Origin of the sequence: Pseudomonas sp. PDM02 (assembly GCF_014852285.1) — a bacterium.
In the GTDB taxonomy this organism is placed as follows: Bacteria; Pseudomonadota; Gammaproteobacteria; order Pseudomonadales; family Pseudomonadaceae; genus Aquipseudomonas; species Aquipseudomonas migulae.
Genome location: NZ_JACVBL010000009.1, coordinates 23404 through 41172, shown reverse-complemented (window position 1 = coordinate 41172; position 17769 = coordinate 23404). Strand labels below are relative to the sequence as shown.

Annotated in this window: 19 protein-coding genes; 5 read left to right on the top strand and 14 right to left on the bottom strand. The window is 60.0% G+C overall.

Features of this window, described 5'->3' with window-relative positions; all coding sequences use genetic code 11:
* Positions 1–20: 20 nt before the first annotated feature.
* Genes IB245_RS16970 through IB245_RS16950 form a run of 5 tightly spaced genes read right to left on the bottom strand, consistent with a single transcriptional unit; the run spans position 21 to position 3923 of the window.
* Positions 21–656, bottom strand: coding sequence for an SCO family protein (locus IB245_RS16970; RefSeq protein WP_008027684.1), 636 nt, complete (start codon positions 654–656; stop codon positions 21–23).
* Positions 653–1552, bottom strand: a complete 900-nt coding sequence (gene cyoE, locus IB245_RS16965) for a heme o synthase (RefSeq protein WP_008027686.1) — start codon at positions 1550–1552, stop codon at positions 653–655. The genes IB245_RS16970 and cyoE overlap by 4 nt, the downstream gene beginning before the upstream one ends.
* Complete coding sequence (locus IB245_RS16960) at positions 1540–2613, bottom strand: COX15/CtaA family protein (protein WP_192228116.1); 1074 nt, start codon at positions 2611–2613, stop codon at positions 1540–1542. Before IB245_RS16960 ends, cyoE begins: the two co-directional genes overlap by 13 nt.
* Before the next feature lie 10 nt (positions 2614–2623).
* On the bottom strand, positions 2624–3217 hold the full coding sequence (locus IB245_RS16955; RefSeq protein ID WP_008027689.1) for a hypothetical protein: 594 nt from the start codon (positions 3215–3217) through the stop codon (positions 2624–2626).
* Positions 3183–3923 carry an SURF1 family protein gene (locus IB245_RS16950; RefSeq protein WP_192228115.1) on the bottom strand — a complete coding sequence of 247 codons (741 nt, stop codon included), beginning with the start codon at positions 3921–3923 and terminating at the stop codon, positions 3183–3185. The genes IB245_RS16955 and IB245_RS16950 overlap by 35 nt, the downstream gene beginning before the upstream one ends.
* A 70-nt stretch (positions 3924–3993) precedes the next feature.
* Here IB245_RS16950 and IB245_RS16945 point away from each other — a divergent pair, with 70 nt between their 5' ends.
* Positions 3994–4197: a twin transmembrane helix small protein gene (locus tag IB245_RS16945; protein WP_008027692.1), complete on the top strand. Its 204-nt coding sequence runs from the start codon at positions 3994–3996 to the stop codon at positions 4195–4197.
* Between the two features lie 11 nt (positions 4198–4208).
* On the opposite strand, the gene IB245_RS16940 is transcribed toward IB245_RS16945, so the two are convergent.
* The 4 genes from IB245_RS16940 to coxB all read right to left on the bottom strand — a co-directional run bounded on the left by IB245_RS16940 (position 4209) and on the right by coxB (position 8602).
* Positions 4209–5096 (bottom strand): cytochrome c oxidase subunit 3, encoded by an 888-nt coding sequence (locus tag IB245_RS16940; RefSeq protein WP_008027694.1) that lies wholly within the window; start codon positions 5094–5096, stop codon positions 4209–4211.
* A 25-nt stretch (positions 5097–5121) separates the two neighbouring features.
* Positions 5122–5673 (bottom strand): cytochrome c oxidase assembly protein, encoded by a 552-nt coding sequence (locus IB245_RS16935; RefSeq protein ID WP_008027696.1) that lies wholly within the window; start codon positions 5671–5673, stop codon positions 5122–5124.
* Between the two features lie 126 nt (positions 5674–5799).
* Positions 5800–7392: a cytochrome c oxidase subunit I gene (gene ctaD / locus IB245_RS16930; protein WP_008027700.1), complete on the bottom strand. Its 1593-nt coding sequence runs from the start codon at positions 7390–7392 to the stop codon at positions 5800–5802.
* 82 nt (positions 7393–7474) lie between these two features.
* Complete coding sequence (coxB, locus tag IB245_RS16925) at positions 7475–8602, bottom strand: cytochrome c oxidase subunit II (RefSeq protein WP_008027701.1); 1128 nt, start codon at positions 8600–8602, stop codon at positions 7475–7477.
* Positions 8603–8973: 371 nt separating this feature from the next.
* On the opposite strand from coxB, the gene IB245_RS16920 reads away from it, so the two are divergent.
* Positions 8974–9624: a hypothetical protein gene (locus tag IB245_RS16920; protein WP_008027703.1), complete on the top strand. Its 651-nt coding sequence runs from the start codon at positions 8974–8976 to the stop codon at positions 9622–9624.
* A gap of 95 nt (positions 9625–9719) precedes the next feature.
* Here the strand turns inward: IB245_RS16920 and IB245_RS16915 are convergent, their stop codons facing one another.
* From IB245_RS16915 to IB245_RS16905, 3 genes are all read right to left on the bottom strand, one after another.
* Entirely contained in the window at positions 9720–11246 is a 1527-nt protein-coding gene (locus tag IB245_RS16915; protein ID WP_192228114.1) for a SulP family inorganic anion transporter, read from the bottom strand.
* 90 nt (positions 11247–11336) lie between these two features.
* Positions 11337–12068, bottom strand: a complete 732-nt coding sequence (locus IB245_RS16910; protein WP_008044681.1) for a carbonic anhydrase — start codon at positions 12066–12068, stop codon at positions 11337–11339.
* A 243-nt stretch (positions 12069–12311) separates the two neighbouring features.
* Positions 12312–13370: a PA0069 family radical SAM protein gene (locus IB245_RS16905; RefSeq protein ID WP_008027708.1), complete on the bottom strand. Its 1059-nt coding sequence runs from the start codon at positions 13368–13370 to the stop codon at positions 12312–12314.
* Positions 13371–13601: 231 nt separating this feature from the next.
* On the opposite strand from IB245_RS16905, the gene IB245_RS16900 reads away from it, so the two are divergent.
* Positions 13602–13907: a hypothetical protein gene (locus IB245_RS16900; RefSeq protein WP_192228113.1), complete on the top strand. Its 306-nt coding sequence runs from the start codon at positions 13602–13604 to the stop codon at positions 13905–13907.
* Positions 13908–14105: 198 nt separating this feature from the next.
* Complete coding sequence (locus tag IB245_RS16895; RefSeq protein ID WP_192228112.1) at positions 14106–14747, top strand: dual specificity protein phosphatase family protein; 642 nt, start codon at positions 14106–14108, stop codon at positions 14745–14747.
* A gap of 44 nt (positions 14748–14791) precedes the next feature.
* On the opposite strand, the gene IB245_RS16890 is transcribed toward IB245_RS16895, so the two are convergent.
* Together IB245_RS16890 and prlC are read right to left on the bottom strand one after the other, a co-directional pair.
* Entirely contained in the window at positions 14792–15076 is a 285-nt protein-coding gene (locus tag IB245_RS16890; RefSeq protein ID WP_192228111.1) for a YheV family putative zinc ribbon protein, read from the bottom strand.
* Positions 15073–17151 carry an oligopeptidase A gene (prlC, locus tag IB245_RS16885; RefSeq protein WP_192228110.1) on the bottom strand — a complete coding sequence of 693 codons (2079 nt, stop codon included), beginning with the start codon at positions 17149–17151 and terminating at the stop codon, positions 15073–15075. The genes IB245_RS16890 and prlC overlap by 4 nt, the downstream gene beginning before the upstream one ends.
* Positions 17152–17213: 62 nt before the next feature.
* Between prlC and IB245_RS16880 the strand changes: the two genes are divergently transcribed.
* Positions 17214–17759 (top strand): gamma carbonic anhydrase family protein, encoded by a 546-nt coding sequence (locus IB245_RS16880; RefSeq protein WP_192228109.1) that lies wholly within the window; start codon positions 17214–17216, stop codon positions 17757–17759.
* Positions 17760–17769: the final 10 nt, after the last annotated feature.

Here is a 17769-nt window from a genome sequence, read left to right as displayed (position 1 = left end):
CTCCTACAGGGGCGTGGTGTTTACTTGCGGTTAAGCATTACGGGCAATTGCGCCACCAGCTTCGCGTTGTTCAACGGCGCCCGGATAAACCCGCGCTGTGTCCCGTCCGGCCCGATCACCGCCAGGTTGCCGCTGTGATCAACCGTGTAATTCGGTTTGCTGGTGTCCGCCGGAATGAACGGAATGCTCACCGCGTTGGCCAGTTTCTGAATGTCTTCCACCGACGTCGCCGTCAGGCCCTGGAACTGCGGATCAAAGTAGCCCAGGTATTGCTTGAGCTGCTTTGGCGTGTCGCGGTTCGGGTCGACGCTGACCAGCACGATCTGCAATTTATCCACAGCCTCCGGCGGCAGTTCGCTCTTGATCTGGCGCAGTTGGGCGAGGGTGGTGGGGCAGATGTCCGGGCAGAAGGTGTAGCCAAAGAACAGCAGGCTCCACTTGTCTTTCAGCGCGTTGACCGCCACCGGTTTGCCGTCCTGATCGGTCATCGTCACGTCCGGCAGGTTACGGCTTTGCGGCAACAGGATGATCCCGGCGTCGATCAACGCGGTCGGGTCGCCCTGGCCTTTGCCGGACAGCACTTTATTGATGGTCAGGCCCAGAACCAGTGCGATCAGGGCAACAAGGATGAAGACGGTTTTCTGGGTTCGAGTCATAGGTTCAACAGTAGGTAGTGGTCTACGAGCAGCGCGATAAACAGCAGGAACAAGTAGTAAATAGAGTACTTGAACGTGTTGATCGCCGCGTGCGGTCGAGTGCCACGGTACAGCACCACGGCCCATTGCAGAAACCTTGCGCCCAGTCCCAACGCACAAATCAGGTAAAGCATGCCGCTCATGTGGATCACATACGGCATCAGGCTCACGGCCAGCAACGCGAAGGTATAGAGCAGGATGTGAATCTTGGTGTAGTGCTCGCCGTGGGTTACCGGCAGCATCGGAATGTCGGCCTTGGCGTATTCCTCTTTGCGGTGAATGGCCAGCGCCCAAAAGTGCGGCGGGGTCCAGGCGAAGATGATCAGCACCAGCAACAACGGTTCGGCGCTGATGTGGCCGGTGGCGGCGGTCCAGCCGAGCAACGGCGGGGCGGCACCGGCGAGGCCGCCGATGACAATGTTCTGCGGCGTCGCGCGTTTGAGGAAACCGGTGTAGACCACGGCGTAACCGAGCAAGGAGGCGAGGGTCAGCCAAGCGGTCAGCGGGTTGGTGAAGGCCAGCAGCAACGCCTGGCCCAGCACCGCCAGCACCAATGCGAACGTCAGCGCCGCCGTCGGTGAGACCCGGCCTTCGGCCAAGGGGCGTTTGTGGGTTCGGGCCATCACCGCGTCGATGCGTCGGTCCACTACATGATTCACCGCCGCCGCACCGCCGGCACACAAGGCGATCCCCAGATTGCCGAACACCAGCACGGTCCATGGCACCCCGGCGCGGGTCGCGAGGAACATGCCGACCAGCGAGGTGATGAGCATCAGCACCACCACTTTCGGCTTGGTCAGCTCCAGGTAGTCACGCCAGATTGCCTGGTTGTGACGTGCGCCGATCAGAGTCGCCATGGCATCTCTCCTTTTATTGTTATGGGCCCGGCTGAATGTTTACGCGGGCTGAACCGCCAGCGTGTCGGTTGCTTGACCCGAACCAGACTGGTTCGCGCGTGATAATTGACCAGCACCATCGTCAGCAGCAGCGCTGCACCGCCGGCGTTATGCGCGACGGCCACCGGCAGCGGCAGGTGGAACAGCACGTTGCTGATGCCGAGGGTGATTTGTGTGGCGAGGGCAATCAGCACCAGCCCGGCCAGGCGCGTCATGCCGACGACTTTCAGTTGCCATGCGAGGCCGAGCAGCACCACTGTCACCAACAGCGCGCCGATACGGTGAGTCAGGTGAATCGCCGTGCGAGCATCGCTGTCGAGCTGCCCGCCCAGGTAATTGGGGCCGATGTGCTGGGTCAGGTGAAAGCCGTTGGCGAAGTCCGCCGGTGGCAGCCATTGCCCGTGGCAGGTCGGGAAGTCGATGCAGGCCACCGCCGCGTAGTTGGAGCTGACCCACCCGCCGAGGGCGATTTGCAGGATGACCAGCAACAACCCGGCCGTCGCCCAGTACTGCAAGCGCCGGGGTACGGTCAGCGCGGGTAGCACGCCGGACAGGCGCAGGGTCAGCAGAAACAACAGGCTCAACGTCGCGAACCCACCGAGCAAATGCCCCGTCACCACTTGCGGCCAAAGCTTGAGCGTCACCGTCCACATGCCGAACGCCGCTTGGGCAATCACCACCGCCAACAGAAACAACGGCAGCTTCACCGGTTGTCCCGGATGACGACGATGCACCCACGCGCGACCGGCCAGCACCGAGATCAACAGCCCCAACGTGCCGGCGAAGTAACGGTGGACCATCTCGTTCCAGCCCTTGTGCGCTTCGACGGGCGCATCGGGAAAGTGCAGTTCGGCATGCGCCAGCTGGGCTTCGCTTTTCGGCACGCTGATAAAGCCGTAGCAGCCCGGCCAGTCCGGGCAGCCGAGACCGGCGTGGGTCAGGCGAGTGTAGGCGCCGAGCAGCACCACAATCAGTGCCAGCAAGGTGGCAAACAGCGCGAGGCGAAATCCAGGTTTGGCCATGACGATGCCCTTATCCGATGTTCGACAGTTTCAGCAGATGGCGCAGGTCGTTGAGCAAGTCCTTGCCCTTCACCGTCGGGTCGTAGCGCAGCACCAGATTGCCGTGGGGGTCGATGATCCACAGGTGCGGCGTGTCATTGCTCTGAGCGCCTTTGGTGTAGGTCGGCAGGTCCAGGGAATACCGCTGCAACTGCGGGTACTCGCGTTGAAGTTTAGTCTCGTAATCGCTGTTCAGCGGCTGCGCGGTGGCGATGGCATGACTGGCGCGGGACGCATCGCGACCGAGGCCGATCTGGATTTGCCGTGCCAGATACACCAGTTGCTGACAGTCCACCGCACATGCCTTCGGTGCCGTGACCAGTAGTTGCCAGCGCTCTTCCTGCGCCTGCACGCCAAGGTCGGCGCGGGTCTGGCCGTTGCCGATCAGTTCGCCGTGATAGCTGCGGCCTTCCGGCACCCAGAAATTCAGTTTGTACATGCCGGTGGCGAGGATCATCGGGCCGATCACCACGAGCAGGATCAGTAACAGCTGCAAGCGACCCTTGCGCCGGTTCGCCGGCGTTTTCGCTTCAGACATGCTGGGTGGATTCATGGCCGCTCCCATGGTGTTTCTCCTTTGCGTTGTGCCAGCCGAGGTAGATAAAAAGGCCGAGCAGGGCGATCGACATGGCGAACCACTGCACGGCATAAGCGATGTGTTTTTCCGGCCCTGTGGCAACGATCGGCCAGTCGGCCCGGTAGGTTGCGAGGCTGTTTTCTGCGCGTAATTCGTAGGCAAACCCTTCACGGTCCAGAGCCGACCAGAGCCTGGTCGGCTCGACCGCTGTGATCAGCTGCGGCCAGGTTGTGCTGTCCGGGTCAGCGTGCAATTGAAACGTCGCGCCGGGGGAAACGTAGACCCAGGCATCGAGACTCAATGCCTGGGCGGGTGTGGTGAATTGCGGCGGTGTCCGCCGGTCCGGCCACGGCAGCCAGCCGCGATTGACCAGCAACCAGAGCCCGGTCGCCTGATCCTGAAACGGTTGCAGCAGCTCCACGCCAACCTTGCCGTCGCGTTGACGGTTATCCAGCAGCAGACTGTGCGCGGCGTCGAACTGGCCGTGCAGGCGAACCCGGCGAAAGGCCGGATCCTCGGTGTGTGGCAGTTCGGTGCTGGCCATCGGTTCGGCGGCACGGCGTTCGGCGTAGGTGTGCAGCAGCGCGCTTTTCTCTGCGCCACGGCCCAGTTGCCAGAAGCCGAGCGACACCAGCAGCGGCAGCAGGAGGGCGACCACCAGCGTCGGCACGATGCCCGGCCGAAAGCGCTTCATGGCGTCGCCAGAAAGTCATTGGTCGCGATAGCTATACTCAAGTGCATCGCCTGTCCCCCGGAGTCCCACCATGCTCAAAGCAGCCATCGTCCTGATGCTGATTGCCACGGTTGTCAGCCTGTTCAGCGGCCTGTTTTTTCTGGTCAAGGACGACAGCAGCTCGAACCGCCTCGTCATTGCCTTGAGTGTCCGTGTTGCCCTGGCCGCTGTTACCGTCGGCTTGATCGCCTGGGGTTTTTTCAGCGGCCAGTTGGTCTCTACTGCGCCTTGGTAACTTGCTGGCTCCTACAACACGTAGACGAAAATGAACAACCCGATCCACACGACATCCACGAAGTGCCAATACCAGCTCGCTGCCTCGAATCCGAATTGGTGCTCGTTATCGAAGTGTCCGCGCAGGATCCGCATCAACATCACAAACAAAATGATGGTGCCGATGGTTACGTGCGCGCCGTGGAAGCCGGTCAGCATGAAGAACGTCGCGCCGTAGATGCCCGAGCCCAGAGTCAGGCCCAGTTCGTGGTAAGCGTGGATGTACTCTTCGGCCTGGAAGCCGAGGAACGCGCAGCCTAGCAACACGGTGATCGCCAGCCAGATTTTCAACGCGCCGCGATGGCCCTTTCTCAAGGCGTGGTGGGCGATGGTTATCGTGACGCTGGAACTCACCAGCAACACGGTATTGAGCAACGGCAGGCCCCAGGGGCTGATGACTTCCTTCGGGGGTACAAAGAGTTTGGAGTCCGGGTTGTTCAGCAGCGGCCAGGTCCACTGGAAGGCAGGCCACAGCATGTGGGCGAGGCCTTTGGTGCCTTCGCCACCCAAGGCGGGACCGGACACATGGCGCACATAAAACAGCGCGCCGAAAAAGGCGATGAAGAACATCACCTCCGAGAAAATGAACCAGCTCATGCCCCAGCGGAACGAGCGATCCATCTGCGCGCTGTACAAACCGCTGCGACTTTCCTTGATCACCGTGCCGAACCAGCCGAACAGCATGTACGCCAGCAGCAGGCCACCGACGAAAAAGATCAACGGGCCGTGGGATTCCGGCCGCGCCGCTTTCAGATCGTTGAACCAGGTGGCCAGGCCATACACGGTGATGAACATCCCGACCGTGGCGATGATCGGCCATTTGCTTTGGGCCGGTACGTAATAGTGCTCATGAGTTGCCATTTATTGTTCTCCTTATCGGGCACGCTCAGCCGCCAGTATTTACAGCCACCGGTGGATGTCGGGCGGTGATATCGAACAGCGTGTAGGACAGCGTCAGGTGCTTCACTTCCTTGGGCATGTCGCGGTCAACGATGAAACGTACCGGCATCTCGATCCGTTGACCGGGCTGCAGCACTTGCTGGGTAAAGCAGAAACATTCGGTCTTGTGGAAATACGCCGCCGCGTTGCTCGGCGCGATGCTCGGCACCGCTTGCGCGCTCATAGGCCGGTCGGTCGGGTTGTGGGCTATGAAGATCATCTCGTTGACCGCCCCTGGGTTGGCCGTCAACTCATCGCTCTTGGGGTAGAAATCCCAGGACATGTCAGCAGAGTTGGTCGACAGAAACTGCACGCGGACTTGCCGCGAGGTATCGACGGTTTGTTCGCCTTCGTATTGCCCGGCGGTCTTGCCGTTGATGCCGAACGCCTTGCACATCACGTCGTAGATCGGCACCAGGGCAAAGCCGAAGACAAACATCGCCACCACCACCAGCAACAGGCGGGTGACCAGTTTTTTCATCGAAACAGAATCAGCCATGATTCAAACCCTCAACACCGAACCCTGTAGGAGCCGGCTTGCTGGCGATGCAAACACCGCGGTGCATCAGGCACGCCGCGTAATCGTTCATCGCCAGCAAGCCGGCTCCTACAGGACCGAGGTGTTTCATTTCACTTCCGGCGGCGTGGTGAACGTGTGATACGGCGCCGGTGACGGGATGCTCCACTCCAGGCCTTCCGCGCCATCCCACGGTTTGGCCGGTGCTGGCGGGCCGCCACGGATGGTCTTGATCACGATGAACAGGAAGAAGATCTGCGTGGCGCCGAACATGAACGCACCGATCGACGACACCATGTTGAAGTCAGCGAATTGCAGGTTGTAGTCCGGAATCCGCCGCGGCATGCCTGCCAGCCCCACGAAGTGCATCGGGAAGAAGGCCATGTTCATGCCGATGAACGACAGCCAGAAGTGCAGCTTGCCGAGGGTTTCGTCGTACATGTGGCCGGTCCATTTCGGCATCCAGTAGTAGGCCGACGCGAAGATCCCGAAAATCGCCCCCGGCACCAGTACGTAGTGGAAGTGCGCGACCACGAAGTAGGTGTCCTGGTACTGGAAGTCCGCCGGGGCGATGGCCAGCATCAACCCGGAGAAGCCGCCGATGGAGAACAGGATCACGAACGCCACGGCAAACAGCATCGGTGTCTCGAAGGTCAGCGAGCCTTGCCACATGGTGCTGGCCCAGTTGAACACCTTCACCCCGGTCGGCACCGCGATCAGCAGCGTGGCGTACATGAAGAACAGCTCGCCCACCAGCGGAATGCCCACCACGAACATGTGGTGTGCCCAGACGATAAAGGACAGGAACGCAATAGATGCCGTGGCATAGACCATCGAGGTGTAGCCGAACAGCGGCTTGCGCGAAAATGCCGGGATGATCGAGCTGACGGCACCGAAGGCCGGCAGGATCATGATGTACACCTCCGGGTGACCGAAGAACCAGAACACATGCTGGAACAACACCGGATCACCGCCACCGGCAGCACTGAAGAAGCTGGTGCCGAAGTGGATGTCCATCAGCATCATCGTCACGCAACCGGCCAGTACCGGCATCACCGCGATCAGCAGGAACGCGGTGATCAGCCAGGTCCAGACGAACAGCGGCATTTTCATCAACGTCATGCCGGGGGCGCGCAAGTTGAGGATGGTGGCGATCACGTTGATCGCGCCCATGATCGAACTGATCCCCATCAAGTGGATGGCGAAGATGAAGAACGTCACGCTTTCCGGCGCATAGGTCGTGGATAGCGGCGCGTAGAACGTCCAGCCGAAGTTCGGCCCGCCACCGGGGGTGAACAGGGTCGACACCAACAGCAGGAACGCCGCCGGCAGCAGCCAGAAGCTGAAGTTGTTCATCCGCGGCAGCGCCATGTCTGGCGCGCCGATCATCAGCGGGACCATCCAGTTGGCGAGGCCGACGAAGGCCGGCATCACCGCACCGAAGACCATCACCAGACCGTGCATGGTGGTCATCTGGTTGAAGAACTCCGGCTGGACGATCTGCAACCCCGGCTGGAACAGTTCGGCGCGAATCACCATCGCGAACGAACCGCCCAAGAGGAACATGGAGAACGCGAACCACAGGTACAGCGTGCCGATATCCTTGTGGTTGGTGGTCAGCACCCAGCGCATCAGGCCTTTGGCAGGGCCGTGGGCGTGCTCGGTGTGGGTATGAACAGGTTCATCGATTACAGCAGTCATGTCCTGTCTCCTGCAAACAGATGGGCTGGGCGGGCCGGGGCGCGTAGCCCCGACCGGTTGCTGGTGTACGCAATAGACCGGGTCATTTGCTTTCCGCCTGTTTCAGCTCCAGCACTTCTTTAGGCGTGACCATGTCGCCCTTGTTATTGCCCCAGGCGTTACGTTCGTAGGTCACGACCGCTGCGATATCGACTTCCGACAGCTGCTTGCCGAACGCCGCCATGGCGGTGCCAGGCTTGCCGTGGAAGACAATGCCCAAGTGATCCTTGATCGGTCCGGTGGCGATTTTCGAGCCCTTGAGCGCCGGGAACATCGGCGGCAGGCCCTGGCCTTCGGCCTGGTGACAGGCCACGCAAGTGGTGTGATAGACCTTGTCGCCGCGCTCCTTGAGCTCGTCGAGGGTCCATTCCTTGCTGGTCAGTTCTTTGAGTTGCGCAGCTTCTGCCTTGCGCTCGCCCAGCCATTTTTCGTAATCGGCCTTTTCCTTGACCTCGACCACGATCGGCATGAAGCCGTGGTCCTTGCCGCACAACTCGGCGCACTGGCCACGATAGAGACCGGGCTTGTCGACGCGGGTCCAGGCTTCGTTGACGAACCCCGGGATCGCATCGCGCTTGACCGCGAAGGCTGGCACCCACCAGGAGTGGATGACGTCGGCGGAGGTCACCAGGAAGCGCACCTTGGCGCCGATCGGCAGCACCAGCGGCTTGTCGACCTCGAGCAAGTAGTGCTCGCCCTTGGCTTCCTTGTTGTGGATCTGGTCGGCGGGAGTGGCCAGGTTGCTGAAGAACTCGACGTCCTGGCCCAGGTATTTGTAGTGCCACTTCCACTGATAGCCGGTGACCTGGATATCGATATCCGGCTCACTGGCGTCGTACATCTTGATCAGGGTCGCTGTCGCCGGTACCGCCATGGCCACCAAAATGATGAAGGGCACGATGGTCCAGAGGATTTCGACGGTAGTGCTTTCATGAAACTTGGCGGCCACCTGCCCGGTCGAGCGGCGGTGAAGGATCATCGACCAGAACATGGCGCCGAAGACGATGATGCCGATCACTACACAGATCCAGAAAATGGTCATGTGCAGGTCAAATACTGCGTGACTGATTTCAGTCGCTCCCGGCGCCATATTCACAGTCCAGGCCGCTTGTGCCTGACTGAAAATCGACCACAACAGGAGGCCCATCCAGACGTGTGGATGTCGCATCATTGCGGGTTCCCCTTATCGTTCTTGTTATCCCGCCGGCTTTCACCTGCGGCAAGGGAGCGGCATTTTCAGACTACGAACTTGAATCGCCGGGTCTTGCTGCGTGTGCAGTCGGACGTCATCAGCTAACTCCATTCCAACCCGAGTATAGACAGCGACTGCTACCTCGCAATGTGAGGGCGTAAATCATCTGAAACAGCTGGGACTTGCGTTCTAGGTCACGAATGGAGAAGGATGCAGAGGAGTGGTGGCACATCGATATAACTTTGACGTCTCAAGGATGAAATATTTATGACAAATGCGTCTTAGCAGTTTTTGGATGCCAGCTAAGTTATGTCTTCCCTATTTCATTGCCTTTGTTTCCTGGAGTTTTCATGAACACCGCCGCATTGCGCGAGCAGATCCAAAAAGCCCAACAACATGAAGCCGAGACCGGCCTTCTGACACGTCAGCTGGAAAGCAAACTGCCTCATCTACACCCATCGATCCAACTGCCGGAGGCGGATGCCAATGGCGTGCTGACGCGTTTTGTAGCCGCCTATATCGATGAAGTTCCTGATCTGCTGGATGCAGCCAATGAAGTCGCCAGGGAAGCGGGTATCGAGTCACAGATCAAACCGGTGCTGAAAATTGCCGAGCAATACTTCCTTCAGCCGCCAGAAATCATGGCAGGGCACGTCGGACTGGACAGCCTGCTGGACGAGGCCTATCTGGCGCATCGGTTTGTCGAAGAGGTCAACGACCTGTACATCAAGCATTTTGGCCAGCCACTGATCCCCTTGGACATGACTGTCGCCAACCTGATCGCTCACCAACTGATCGGTGAGGAATTTGCCAACCAACTGGATGAAGTGGTGCACCACGCGGTGGATAACATGCTCGACGATGAAAGCTTTGCGCTGGAATCGGTCGAAGCCTACCGCGCGAAGCTCAGCAGCCCGGATACCGGCGCTGCGTGGAAACGCTGGCCATGCATGTCGCGCCGGCTGGGCGTAGGTCTCGAACTGGACCAGCCCGCCGCCTAATCCCAATGCTCCCTGTAGGAGCGAGGCTTGCCCGCGAAGGCGTCTTTGAATACGCCAAAGGCTTCGCGGGCAAGCCTCGCTCCTACAGGGGGGATTTAACCGGTGGAACCGATTCCGGCGGTGGTCCGCAACCGCCCTTCCAGCCTGCGCTTCAACCCCCGCGCCTCAATCATCAGCGTCGAACCCTTGGCCGCATTGGCCCGTCCCCATTCCTCAAGCAATTCCAGGCACGAATGATCGATGTAGCTCAGGTTATTGAGCGGCACATGCACCGTCGCGCCGGCGGGGATGGTCCCCAGCACCTGAGTCAGTGCCGGCACCTTGAGAAAGGTCGCCGCCCCGATCAGTCGTAATTCCATCTCACCGTCCTTGGGCAGATCGATCAGGCTGATTTTCAATCGTGAGGCCTTCCACGCCAGTTTCGCCAGCGTCAGACCGAAACCGATCAGCACGCCCGTCAACAGATCGGTAAAGATGATCGCCAGCGCTGTCGCCGCGTAAGTGAACATCGGCATCCGGCCGTATCGGCCCAGGCTGCGAAAGGCTTTCAGGTCCACCAATTTGAAACCTGTGTAAACCAACACACCCGCCAGGCTCGCCACGGGAATGCTTTGCAGCACGCTCGACAGCAGCAACACGAACGCCAGCAGCCACAGGCCATGGAATATCGTCGACATTCGGGTGGTGGCGCCGGCCTGCACGTTGGCCGAACTGCGCACGATCACGCCGGTCATCGGCAGCGCACCAAGCAGGCCGCAGAGCATGTTGCCGACACCCTGAGCCGACAATTCGCGGTCAAAGTCCGAGCGCTGGCCGCTGTGCATACGGTCTACCGCTGCGGCCGACAGCAGGGTTTCGGCACTGGCGATGAAGGCCACGGCGAAAGCGGCGATCAGCAAGGTCGGGTCGGCCAGGTTGAGCAAGTCTTCGGGTTTCAGCCAGTCGATGGCTTCCGCCAGATTGGCCGGGACTTCCACCCGTTTGACCTGCAAGGCGAGCATCAGGCTGGTGACCGTCGCCAGACCTACGCCGAGTAGTGCTCCCGGAATGAAGCGCAGGGAATGTGGGCGGAGTTTTTCCCACAGCCACATCACCGCTATGGTTGCGAGCCCGAGCAAACCGGCTTGCCATCCAAAAGAAGGCAGGGCTTGAGCCACGGCAGCGGGGAAGGCGGCCAGGTTATCCAGCCCGGAAGGTTTCGGCACCGAGTCGAGCATCACATGCACCTGTGACAACACGATCAACACGCCAATCCCGGCCAGCATGCCGTAGACCACCGCCGGCGCCGTCACTCGAAACCAGCAGCCCAGCTTCAAGCGCCCGGCCACCAGTTGCAGGAAACCCGCCAGTAGCAGGATCGGCCCAAGCATGGCGATGCCGTGCTGGCGCACCAGTTCGAATACCAGAACGGCCAACCCGGCCGCCGGGCCACTGACTTGCAGTGGCGAACCGGCAAGCCAGCCCACCACCAGACCGCCGACGATCCCGGTGATCAGGCCTTTGGCGGGTGGCAGGCCCGAGGCAATGGCGATGCCCATGCACAAGGGCAGGGCGACCAGAAACACGACCACTGAAGCGAGCAGCTCCCGTGGCAGAACAGCTTTGAGTTGCGCTGCACGCATGGTGATTCTCCCGAAGTTTTCTTCAGGCATGGCAAGGCCGGACCGCTGAAACAGCGGCCGGGGTCAAACCACACAGATTTTTAGGAAGATTTAGAAGCGCGCTTTGGGCGTCGCCACTGGAATCGGATGGCTGCCATCGAGCGGCAGGAAACGACCCTGATCGGCGTCATAAGCTTTGATGGCGCTGGTCTCGATGTCGTAGACCCAGCCATGGATGAACAGATGACCGTTCGCCATGCGCGAGGCTACCGAGGGGTGGGTACGCAAGTGTTGCAATTGGGCGATGACATTCTCTTCGGTGAGGATGTGCATGGTCTCGTTTTCATCGGTGCAGTTGCAGTTGTCGTGCACCATGGTTTTCGCGACTTCCGCATGCCGCAGCCAGGCTTTGACTGTGGGCATCTTTTCCAGGCTGTCGGGATTGAGCACCGCACGCATCGCGCCACAATCGGAGTGGCCACAGATGATGATGTGTTGCACGCCCAGCGCCAGCACCGCGTACTCGATGGCCGTGGATACGCCACCGTTCATCTGACCGTAAGGCGGTACGACGTTGCCCACGTTGCGGGTCACGAACAGATCACCCGGCGAGCTGTGGGTAATCAGTTCGGGCACGATGCGTGAGTCGGCGCAGGTAATGAACATCGCCCTTGGCTGTTGAGCCGTGGCGAGTTTTTTGAAGAGCTCTTCCTGCTGCGGAAAGATCTCATGATGAAAATGCAAAAAGCCGTCAACAATATGCTTCAACGCTGCATCGGCGGTTTCTGCCTCGGTTTGGGCTGAAGCCGACGCAGCCAACGGCTGTTTATCCTTGTCACTCATGAATTCATCCTCATTGGCGGAGTCAGGGAATTTTCCCGTTTTGTCCGGTGTGAAGCCAGTGGCTGTATAAAAAACATCCAGGCCGTAAATCTCGACCCGTCAGTCACTCGATGAACAAGGTAGCGGCCGAATCTTAACTGAAACTGAATGAACCGCTCTAGAACGTGTGTTCCAGATCACAAAAAACGTGACCAGCCTAAATGCGTCGCACGTTTTCCATTACTCACCATAGGTCAATTGTCCTTAAATCAGCGACATCTGGCGACCCGGCGGACAGAAGGCCTCGCAATCCAGATTGAAACCTTCCCGCTGATTGAGCCCCAGGCGTTTGATGGTTTTGGCAAAGCGTTGCGCCAGCAGATCGGCAAATGGACCTTCGCCCCGCATCCGGCTGCCAAACCGACTGTCGTAGAGCTCGCCACCGCGGCTCTGGCGGATCAGGCTCAACACATGGGCCGCCCGCTGAGGATAGTGGGCCGCCAGCCATTCTTCGAACAGCGGCGCCACCTCCAATGGCAGGCGCAGCATCATGTAGGCCGCACTTTGCGCGCCGGCCGCCTGTGCCTCGGTCAACAGGCTTTCGAGCTCGCTGTCGTTGATCATCGGAATCATCGGCGAACACAGCACCCCCACCGGAATCCCGGCTTCACGCATCACCCGGATCGCCCGGAGACGGGCCTTGGGCGCTGCGGCACGCGGCTCAAGGATGCGTTTGAGTTCATCGTCCAGCGTGGTGAGGCTGATCATCACCGCCACCAGCCTTTGCTCGGCAAGTTCGGCCAGCAGGTCCAGGTCGCGAAGAATCAGCGAGCCCTTGGTGATGATGGTCACCGGGTGACGGTAACGCAGCAGCACCTCCAGGGTTTTGCGGGTGATTTTGTGTTCGCGTTCGATCGGTTGATAAGGATCCGTGTTGGAGCCCAGGTTGATCGGCGCGCATTGATAGCCGCGTTTGGACAGCTGTTCTTCCAGCACATCGGCGGCGTTGGTCTTGGCTATCAATCGGGTTTCGAAATCCAGCCCCGGCGACATGTCCCAATAGGCGTGGCTGGGCCGTGCGTAGCAATAAATGCAGCCATGCTCGCAACCGCGATAGGGATTGATCGAGCGATCGAAGGGCAGGTCCGGTGAGTTGTTGCGGGTGATGATGGTTTTAGCGGTCTCGATGCGCACCTCGGTGCCTTGGGTCATCGGCGCCTCCTGATACCAGCCATCGTCCTCCGCCACCGAACGGTTTGGCGCGAAGCGGTTGTGCGGGTTGGTGGCGGTGCCGCGACCGCGGGGTGGCAAGGGAGTGCTCATCGGACAATACTCGTAGCTGTATGTGCATACAGTATCGAAGGTTGAGCGAACCGGCCAGTGCCGTTTGGCGCCCTGGCAAAGCAGGATGACCATTTATTGTGTAATTGATTGACAAGTACAACTTGGCGCAACGCCGGGAAACAAATATCGAATAGCCCCGATGCTAACTTGATAAGTAGTATTCGCTTCGCACGAAGTTCCGTGTATTTACTTATTAAATGGAATTAATAAATGTCGTTATTTAATCAACGCGGTATCTTTTTACAATTGCTGGCGCCGAGTATTGCCAACCCGCGGGAAGCGCAGGTATCGATGCAACTGGCTCGCAAGGAGCTGGGGTGGGACGCCGTGAATGAGCTGTCGACCGAGGCCTTGGTGGATTCAGCCTACGTGACGGCGGTCTCCAGTGATGGTGGCCGGTCCTTCACTATCAAAGCAGTCAATAGCGATGTGGACGGTGACGGCGATATCGACAGTGATGACAAGGAGAAACTGTTGGCCTTGGCGAAAGCGTATTCCAGTATCGTCAATCCTTAAGCCTGTTATTTAACTAAGCCTGTGTGAGATTCATACAGGCTTAGTTGCAATGGGGCATGAAACTACCGTCGTCCATGGTTGATCAATCGTATATAAATGGATGATTCACGATTCTTTGACAGACGGCTCACAGGTCTTTGACTGATCAGGGCTCAATCTGGCGTCGTCATCCCGCCTCTTTGCATACGGTCGCCGAGCATGTCCCTACGTCTTATCCCTGCGATATGCCTGTCGCTGGTCGCATTCCTCAACCTGACGCTCGCCCACGCTGACGATGCGGTCGCACCCCGTCCTGCGGAGTGGGCTCAATCGGTCGAGGTGCAGTACAACCTCTTCCAGATGTCTCCAACGCTCTACCGCAGTGCATTGCCTGACCGCGGAGCCGTCCCGTTGCTGGAAAAACTCAAGGTCGCCACCGTGATCAACTTCCTGCCCGAGTCGGATTCAAGCTGGCTGGCCACGCCCGGTATAGACCAGGTGCAGTTGCCCTATCGCACCAACCACGTGGATGACGCGGATGTGCTCAAAGCCCTTCGCACCATTCAGGCCGCCGAAGCCAAGGGCCCGGTGTTGATGCACTGCAAGCACGGATCGGACCGGACCGGCCTGATGGCCGCCATGTACCGGGTGGTGGTGCAAGGCTGGAGCAAGGAAGACGCCCTGAACGAGATGACTCAAGGTGGCTTTGGCGACAGCACCCACTTCAAGGACGGTATTCGTTACATGATGCAGGCGGATGCCGAGAAGCTGCGCACGGCGCTGGCCAATGGGGAATGCAGTACAAGCCCGTTCGCGGCCTGCTCGATGAAGAGCTGGTTCAAGTCGGCCCACGTCGAGTAACAGCACCTCCCACAGCATTGCGCTGCGGGAGGTCATTGCTGCACTCAGTGTTCGTCAGGCTTTTTCTTCAGCTTCGGGTTCGGGAAAAACTGCACGGCCTGAACCTTGGCGTCCGGCACCTTCAGCGCCGATGTGTTGACCCGTGTGCCCAATTCCTTGGGCACGGACAGGCCTTGTTCATTCAACGTGTCGGAATAACCGCAGCCCACGCACTCGCGATGCGGGACATCGTCTTCGCTCCACATCATCAATTTGTCCGGCTCGCTGCAGGCCGGGCAGACCGCCCCGGCGATAAAGCGTTTTTTCGTCTTCACAGGCCCCTCGCTCATGCTGCTGCGTCCTCACTCAGGCCGCTGTGGCGCAAGAGTGCGTCAATCGACGGGGCACGGCCACGGAAGTCGACGAACAGCACCATCGGCTCCTGCGAACCACCGCGCGCGAGGATCGCTTCGCGGAAGGCGCGACCGGTTTCGGCGTTGAGCACGCCGTCCTCTTCGAACTTCGAGAAGGCGTCTGCCGAGAGTACTTCAGCCCATTTGTAGCTGTAGTAACCCGCCGCATAACCGCCAGCGAAGATGTGCGCAAAGCTGTTCGGGAAGCGGTTGTAAGCCGGCGGGCGCATGACCGAGACCTCGTCGCGTATGCCTTCGAGCACTTGCAGCACGCTGCGGCCATCGCCGTGGGTGGCGTGCAGTTCGAAGTCGAACAGCGAGAACTCGAGCTGACGCACCATCATCAGGCCGGACTGGAAGTTCTTCGCGGCGAGCATTTTGCCCAGCAGGTCCTGCGGCAGCGGCTCACCGGTTTCGTAGTGACCGGAAATCAGCGCCAGGCCTTCCGGCTCCCAGCACCAGTTTTCCATGAACTGGCTTGGCAACTCGACCGCGTCCCACGCCACGCCGTTGATGCCGGATACGCCGGCGTGTTCGACGCGGGTCAGCAGGTGATGCAGGCCGTGACCGAATTCGTGGAACAGGGTGGTCACTTCGTCGTGGGTCAGCAGCGCCGGTTTGCCGCTGTCGGCCGGGGTGAAGTTGCACACCAGGTTGGCCACCGGGCTTTGCAGCACGCCCTCAGCCGTGCGACGACGGTCGCGGGCGCCGTCCATCCATGCGCCGCCGCGCTTGTTGGCGCGGGCGTAGAGGTCGAAGAAGAAGCGGCCGACGTGCTGGCCGTTTTCCTTGATCTCGAACAGGCGAACGTCCGGGTGCCAGGTGTCGAAGCCTTTCTGTTCGGCGATCTCGATGCCGTACAGACGTTGAACGATGGCGAACAGACCGCCCAACACTTTATCGATCGGGAAATAAGCGCGCAGGGCTTCCTGGGCAACGCTGTAACGTTGTTCGCGGAGTTTTTCACCGTAGAAACCGCTGTCCCAGCTTTGCAGGTCCGGGCAGCCTTGTTCGGCGGCGTAAGCCTTGAGCTGGTCCAGATCCTGAGCGGCGAACGGCTTGCTGCGCTTGGCCAGATCGCGCAGGAAGCTGAGCACCTGATCGCTGGATTCGGCCATCTTGGTGGCCAGGCTCAGCTCCGAGAAACTGGCGAAACCCAGCAGTTTTGCCAGCTCCTGACGCAGGTCGAGGATTTCTTCCATCACCGGCCCGTTGTCGTTCTGGCCGGCATTCGGGCCTTGGTCCGACGCACGGGTGCAGTAGGCGGCGTAGACTTCTTCGCGCAGGGCTCGGTCCTGGGCGTAGGTCATCACTGCGTAGTAGCTTGGGAATTCCAGGGTGATCAGGAAGCCTTCCAGATCTTTGGCCTGCGCTGCCGCAGCCATTTGTGCCTTGGCCGAATCGGTCAGGCCGGCGAGGGCGGCTTCGTCGGTAACGTGCTTGGTCCAGGCTTGAGTCGCGTCGAGCAGTTGGTTGGAGAAGCGGCTGCCCAGTTCGGAGAGCTTGCTTTGTACTTCGGCGTAACGCTTCTGCTCGGCTTCTGGCAGGTCAATACCCGACAGGCGGAAGTCACGCAGGGAGTGTTCCAGGATAGTTTTCTGCGCGACGTCGAAACCGGCGGCTTCAGGGCTGTTGGCCAAGGCTTCGAAGGCCTCGAACAGTTCGCGGTTCTGGCCCAGCTCGGTGGAGTAGGCGCTGAGCGCTGGCAGGCAGGACTCGTAGGCTTCGCGCAATTCGGGGCTGTTGCACACGGCGTTCAGGTGACTGACCGGGCTCCAGGCAGCGCCGAGGCGATCGTTGAGCTCGTCCATCGCCAGCACCAGGCCGGCCCAGGTCGGTTGTTTGTCCTGGGTTTTGAGGATCTCGATAATCGCGGCGCGGTTGTCAGCCAGGATCTGTTCAATGGCCGGTTGCACGTGTTCGGCCCGGATCGCCGAGAACGGCGGCAGGTCGTAGGACTGCAAAAGAGGGTTGTTCACGCTCACGTTTGGCACCTTGGCTGGAAGAAACATGCGGCCATCTTAATTACAATCGACGCTCACCGCAGCTATCGGCAACAGAGAGAAACCCTATCGTGACCCTTCGCAAGTATCAGAACCACACGCCGCTGCTGGGCAAAGGCGCTTTTGTCGACAGTTCGGCGGTGGTGATCGGTGACGTCGAAATCGGCGATGACAGCTCCGTTTGGCCGCTGACGGTGATCCGCGGCGACATGCACCGCATCCGCATCGGTGCGCGCACCAGCGTGCAGGACGGCTGTGTGTTGCACATCACCCACGCCGGGCCGTTCAACCCCGATGGCTTTCCGTTGCTGATCGGCGACGACGTGACCATCGCGCACAAAGTCATGCTTCATGGATGCAGCGTGGGCAACCGCGTATTGATCGGCATGGGCAGCATCGTCATGGACGGTGCGGTGGTCGCGGATGATGTGATTATCGGCGCCGGTAGCCTGGTGCCACCGGGCAAGCGCCTGGACAGTGGTTTTCTGTATGTGGGGAGTCCGGTGAAACAGGTCCGCCCGCTGACGGACAAGGAAAAAGCCTTTTTCACCTACAGCGCGGCGAATTACGTGAAGCTCAAGGACCTGCATCTGGCCGAAGGCTACGATCAGCTCTGATCCCGGCGCT

Coding starts and splice junctions, on each gene's coding strand:
- IB245_RS16915 (WP_192228114.1), bottom strand. CDS start 11,246: ATGCGTGCAGCGCAACTCAAAGCTGTTCTGCCACGGGAGCTGCTCGCT.
- coxB (WP_008027701.1), bottom strand. CDS start 8,602: ATGATGCGACATCCACACGTCTGGATGGGCCTCCTGTTGTGGTCGATT.
- IB245_RS16890 (WP_192228111.1), bottom strand. CDS start 15,076: ATGAGCGAGGGGCCTGTGAAGACGAAAAAACGCTTTATCGCCGGGGCG.
- IB245_RS16955 (WP_008027689.1), bottom strand. CDS start 3,217: ATGGGAGCGGCCATGAATCCACCCAGCATGTCTGAAGCGAAAACGCCG.
- IB245_RS16960 (WP_192228116.1), bottom strand. CDS start 2,613: ATGGCCAAACCTGGATTTCGCCTCGCGCTGTTTGCCACCTTGCTGGCA.
- IB245_RS16945 (WP_008027692.1), top strand. CDS start 3,994: ATGCTCAAAGCAGCCATCGTCCTGATGCTGATTGCCACGGTTGTCAGC.
- IB245_RS16910 (WP_008044681.1), bottom strand. CDS start 12,068: ATGAGTGACAAGGATAAACAGCCGTTGGCTGCGTCGGCTTCAGCCCAA.
- IB245_RS16970 (WP_008027684.1), bottom strand. CDS start 656: ATGACTCGAACCCAGAAAACCGTCTTCATCCTTGTTGCCCTGATCGCA.
- IB245_RS16900 (WP_192228113.1), top strand. CDS start 13,602: ATGTCGTTATTTAATCAACGCGGTATCTTTTTACAATTGCTGGCGCCG.
- prlC (WP_192228110.1), bottom strand. CDS start 17,151: ATGTTTCTTCCAGCCAAGGTGCCAAACGTGAGCGTGAACAACCCTCTT.
- IB245_RS16950 (WP_192228115.1), bottom strand. CDS start 3,923: ATGAAGCGCTTTCGGCCGGGCATCGTGCCGACGCTGGTGGTCGCCCTC.
- IB245_RS16940 (WP_008027694.1), bottom strand. CDS start 5,096: ATGGCAACTCATGAGCACTATTACGTACCGGCCCAAAGCAAATGGCCG.
- IB245_RS16905 (WP_008027708.1), bottom strand. CDS start 13,370: ATGAGCACTCCCTTGCCACCCCGCGGTCGCGGCACCGCCACCAACCCG.
- IB245_RS16895 (WP_192228112.1), top strand. CDS start 14,106: ATGTCCCTACGTCTTATCCCTGCGATATGCCTGTCGCTGGTCGCATTC.
- IB245_RS16935 (WP_008027696.1), bottom strand. CDS start 5,673: ATGGCTGATTCTGTTTCGATGAAAAAACTGGTCACCCGCCTGTTGCTG.
- ctaD (WP_008027700.1), bottom strand. CDS start 7,392: ATGACTGCTGTAATCGATGAACCTGTTCATACCCACACCGAGCACGCC.
- cyoE (WP_008027686.1), bottom strand. CDS start 1,552: ATGGCGACTCTGATCGGCGCACGTCACAACCAGGCAATCTGGCGTGAC.
- IB245_RS16920 (WP_008027703.1), top strand. CDS start 8,974: ATGAACACCGCCGCATTGCGCGAGCAGATCCAAAAAGCCCAACAACAT.